Source organism: Bacteroides sp. RTP31139st1_H2_RTP31139_211217 (genome assembly GCF_040227615.1).
Classification (GTDB): domain Bacteria; phylum Bacteroidota; class Bacteroidia; order Bacteroidales; family Bacteroidaceae; genus Bacteroides; species Bacteroides uniformis.
Window position 1 is genome coordinate 1 of record NZ_JBCNZM010000256.1, and the last position, 4,199, is coordinate 4,199.

4 protein-coding genes and 1 pseudogene are annotated in these 4,199 nt (G+C 49.8%); 1 reads left to right on the plus strand and 4 read right to left on the minus strand.

What is annotated here, in order from left to right; all coding sequences use genetic code 11:
* From ABUA47_RS23360 to ABUA47_RS23375, 4 genes and pseudogenes are all read right to left on the minus strand, one after another.
* Positions 1-285 (minus strand): annotated as a pseudogene (locus ABUA47_RS23360) (hypothetical protein); the annotation flags it as partial.
* 17 nt (positions 286-302) lie between these two features.
* Entirely contained in the window at positions 303-1,421 is a 1,119-nt protein-coding gene (locus ABUA47_RS23365) for a Clp protease ClpP (protein WP_005828975.1), read from the minus strand.
* A 124-nt stretch (positions 1,422-1,545) separates the two neighbouring features.
* A complete protein-coding gene (locus ABUA47_RS23370) occupies positions 1,546-2,028 on the minus strand; it encodes a hypothetical protein (protein ID WP_005828973.1) in 483 nt (160 codons plus the stop codon).
* Positions 2,009-2,593: a hypothetical protein gene (locus ABUA47_RS23375; protein WP_349832141.1), complete on the minus strand. Its 585-nt coding sequence runs from the start codon at positions 2,591-2,593 to the stop codon at positions 2,009-2,011. Before ABUA47_RS23375 ends, ABUA47_RS23370 begins: the two co-directional genes overlap by 20 nt.
* Positions 2,594-3,005: 412 nt before the next feature.
* Here ABUA47_RS23375 and ABUA47_RS23380 point away from each other — a divergent pair.
* On the plus strand, positions 3,006-4,199 hold a 1,194-nt coding region (locus ABUA47_RS23380), incomplete at its 3' end, for a site-specific integrase (RefSeq protein ID WP_349832142.1).

The following is a 4,199-nucleotide window of genomic DNA, read 5'->3' on the forward strand; positions in this document are numbered from 1 at the left end:
GCGCTCAGGCTCGTCGGACATCTCCATTACAACGGGACGCACTACCAGACGTCGGGGAACAATCTTGCCCAGATTCTTTCCGGCAGTGAACTTTCCGGTGTACTTGCCGGAGATGCTTCCGCCCTCCACCTTGCCCAGTTCAAGGGAGTCGGTTATGCCCGGTACCGGAGTGAAATGTCTCAACACCTCTGAGGCGTCGAGCTTGTCGACCGCCTTCAGGATGTCCTTGTGCTTTTTTACCGCGGTCAGAACGGCGGTAATGTCAATAGGTGCTTTAAAATCCATAATAGAATAGTTTAGTGTTACTCATTCTCAAAACTGTTGATCGGGTCTGTGGCGATGTCCGCAAACTTGTTGTCTTCGTTCGCTTCCCGGTGGCTGTCGGTACCCGTTCCGGGTATCTTGGCGACAATGTCACGGATAACTTGTACCTTGGCCTTGTTGTCGGCGGCATTCTTGATGCTGTCACTCAGGCTGTCAAGGTCATTCACGACTGCCGTCAGACTGTTTTCGGCGGTCTCCTTGGCAGTGTTGGCGACAGCCAGGTCATTCTCCGCTTTGGCTTTCGCTTCGTTGGCGGTCTTGACGGCGTCATTGATGGCCTGCAGATTCTCTACGGTAAGCAACATCTTGCCGTCTTTTTCCTCAATGCCTTCGCTGTTGAGGATCTGGTTGATGAAAGTAAATTCTTTACGCATAACTGTATTTGAAGAATTAGAAATGTCAGTCTTGTTGCCGGTAGGGAACAGCCCTTTGATACCGTCGATAATCTGGGAGACCAAGTTTTTGTCACGGCCTTCCGGTTCCGGCTTCCCCTCCGAATCGATAGCCGGCAACGGTAGACCAAGCGCGGTGAAGCAGTCGGTCATTTCATTGGTCACCTGCGGCTTTTTATGGGTACCGGGAATGATCTTGTCTATGAATCCCCATTCCTTGGCTTCGGCGGCAGGCATCCAGCGTTCCTCTTCCATCAAGGTGATAATGTCCTTCAGGCTTTTGCCGCTACGGTTGATGTACTTCTGTGCAATCATCAGGTCAATGGCTTCCGCGCTCTTCTTCTTGTTCTGCAGTTCCTTGATGGTGTCCTCCAACTGGTCCGCATTGAGCTGGCCCCAGATGTCCACTCCCAGGCTGCATTTATGCGCCAGCCACATGCCGTCCTCGTGCATCTCGATGGACTTGGCACCGAATGCCAGTACAGTGGCTGCCGAAGCGTTGAAGCTGATGAACTCCACCGTCACATTGCCGTGCTCGGCCATCAGGGCGGACATGGCAACCGCTTCGGCCACATCACCGCCATAACTGGAAACCTTCAGGCGTACGGGCTGGCCTTTGGCCTTGTCAAGAAAGTATTTCAGATAATTTTTATTGTACCAATACCGATCAATCGTTCCGAATAATGTGATAACTGTCTCGTTCATAAAACTTATTTTTGCGCAAAGAAAAACGCAAAAAAAACGGTACCCAAGGACATCGGGTACCGACGGTAAGCAGATAAACGTTTGAACGAAAGCGTGTTGTGTGTCGGCAGAGGAAGCCGTACGGCTATATTTCCTCCATGTTTTCAATATAGGAGGTCGGTTCATCCTGGATGCAGGTGAACGTGAATGAGGTACCGTTCCGTTCCGACACGGAACGTCCGCTTGTCTTGTTCGTGTTGAACAGCATGAGTGCGTCCTCCTGCCCGCACCAATGGACCACCCCGTTGCCGTCCACTGCCAGTACATACCACAAGCCACGCTCCAGCGTCTCCATTAAATGATGATTCACTGAGGAAAGTTTTGGAATCACCCCTTCGACCGACACATTCCAGCAATCCCCCGCATCATTCACCTCCTTGTCCTCATTATAGGAATAGGTGTCATTGGCATATACCGGTATGGAAACAATATCCTCCCGGTTGCGGAGTTCCAGATAGTTCAGACCGGCGGCATAGTCCTTACGGATTTGCACGAACGAGGCCGGAGGCACGGCAATCACCTGCAACAATCCTCCGACGTTTTCAAAATCATAATGCATTGCTTTCATAAGTCATTTTTCCCTGCTGGGAAATTGTCCCGAATTCGGACAACTTCCCCAAAATTATACGGTTAATAACGTCTAAAATCGTGGTATTCTCCACCGTTTTCCTATATCCATGCCGGTTATACTCCCTGCGGATAGTCTCATAAGACCAGGTGTCGTCATCAAAGCCGAAGCTGTTCTGAAAGTTGCGGATGGCGGTCGAGAGTGGGATTCCGATACTGACATGGGTGTCGAGATAGAGGAAAAGCATCTGCTTGATCCGTCTTTCCACCTTGCTGCCGAACGCCACCACTTCGGTATTCGACATCGCCCATCCGTATCGGTAGAAGTCATCACGGCGTATCTCCACCGCCACGTTGGCGGTATATCGTGCCAGGTTCCGGTATCTGTTCTCGTATCGTCCGGGTTTTGCAAGCCTGGAAAGGAAGTCGTTCTGTAGCTCCTTGTCCGGGGACAGATTGACTATTTCGGTCCAGGTGTCGTCCGGGGCATTGAAATTGTACAGCAGGAATTGCTTGACATAAGGCTTGCAAGGGAGCCAACACACAAATCGGTCTTTCTTTGTCATTTAAAGCATTGATTTTTATACAAATATAACAAGAACTCGCAAAAAAACGGCAAAATTTGGATAAATAAAGTAAGTGTTTGGTATTGAGGAGAGTTAAGCCAAATTCTTCTATACCTTTCCAAATCGCTAAAATGCAGGATAATGAAAGGTTAAGAGAAAGATTTGCTACTTATCCGTTGCCTTTTTTAGCCCCGGATAATCCGGCAAAATAACGCTTAACCACCTGCGGTTTTACCGTTCACCATGCAAAGAACCCTATATTTTGCCCGTAAAGATAACCGTTTTTTTCCGTTTTTCATGGAAATACAGGTTATGTTACCGGCATCCGGGGTTTTATTCTTTGTTCCGCTATAATTTTCATAACTGTAAATAACTCTATATCAAGTAATTTTGCAACATAAAAAATAGAGTTATGAAACAGACGGATGTAACGGTTACGTTCTACCTCAAAAAGAGCGAAATGAATGACGAGGGACATTGCCCGGTCATGGCGAAACTTGTTGTCGGCAAATTTTCAGAAGCGGCTTTTAGTGCGAAAATGTCCGTACCCGCTGCACTGTGGGCATCCGGACGTGCCACGGGTAAAAGTAACGCCGCGCGGGAAATCAACCGGCAACTGGACGATTTGCGAGCTTCAGCCATTGCCATTTATGACGAACTGTCAGCCACCCGTGAGAATGTAACGGCTGAAGAAATAAGGAATCTGTTGTTGGGGACGGCTTTCGGGCAGGAAACCCTGTTGGGTTATTTCCGGACGTTCATCGAACATTTCGAGAAACGTGTCGGCGTGAACCGGGAAAAGGGAACAGCGCAATCTTACCGCTATGCTTGTAACTGTGTGGCTGCTTTCATCCAGGAGAAATACAAGTTGTCGGATGTTCCTTTCACGGCCCTGAACCGTTCATTCATCGACAACTATGACCTCTACCTACGCACGGAGCGCCGCTTTGCCCTGGGAACTATCGTGTTGCTTGTCACACGGTTGAACACGATTGTCGGGGAAGCCATCGCGGAAGGGATTATCACTGCCGACCCGTTCGCGGGTTATGAAGCCGAACATCCCGAGCGGGAACAGAAATACCTTACCGCAGCGGAGTTACAACGGCTGATGACCACACCCCTGCACGACCCGAAACTCTACCATATCCGCGACCTGTTCCTCTTCTCCTGCTACACGGGTATCCCTTACGGGGACATGTGCCGCCTGACGACGGAGGATCTGGAAGTGGCCGAGGACGGTGAGGTATGGATCAAGACCGCCCGCAAGAAGACGAAAATCGACTATGAAGTGCCGTTGCTCGACATACCGTTGCTCATCCTCGACAAGTACCGGGATATGGCCTCGGAAGGAAAACTGCTGCCGATGTACAGCAACAACGAACTCAACCGGACACTGAAACGTATTGCCGCCATTTGCGGAATTGAACGGAAGCTCGTCTTTCACGTTGCACGCCATACCTACGCCACCGAGATCACGCTTTCGCATGGTGTCCCGCTTGAAACCGTCAGTAAAATGCTGGGGCATAGCCGCATTTCCACGACGCAGATTTACGCCAAAGTGACCGATGACAAGATCGACATGGATACCCGGTCTTTAGAGGAAAAG

Coding starts and splice junctions, on each gene's coding strand:
- ABUA47_RS23375 (WP_349832141.1), bottom strand. CDS start 2,593: ATGACAAAGAAAGACCGATTTGTGTGTTGGCTCCCTTGCAAGCCTTAT.
- ABUA47_RS23365 (WP_005828975.1), bottom strand. CDS start 1,421: ATGAACGAGACAGTTATCACATTATTCGGAACGATTGATCGGTATTGG.
- ABUA47_RS23370 (WP_005828973.1), bottom strand. CDS start 2,028: ATGAAAGCAATGCATTATGATTTTGAAAACGTCGGAGGATTGTTGCAG.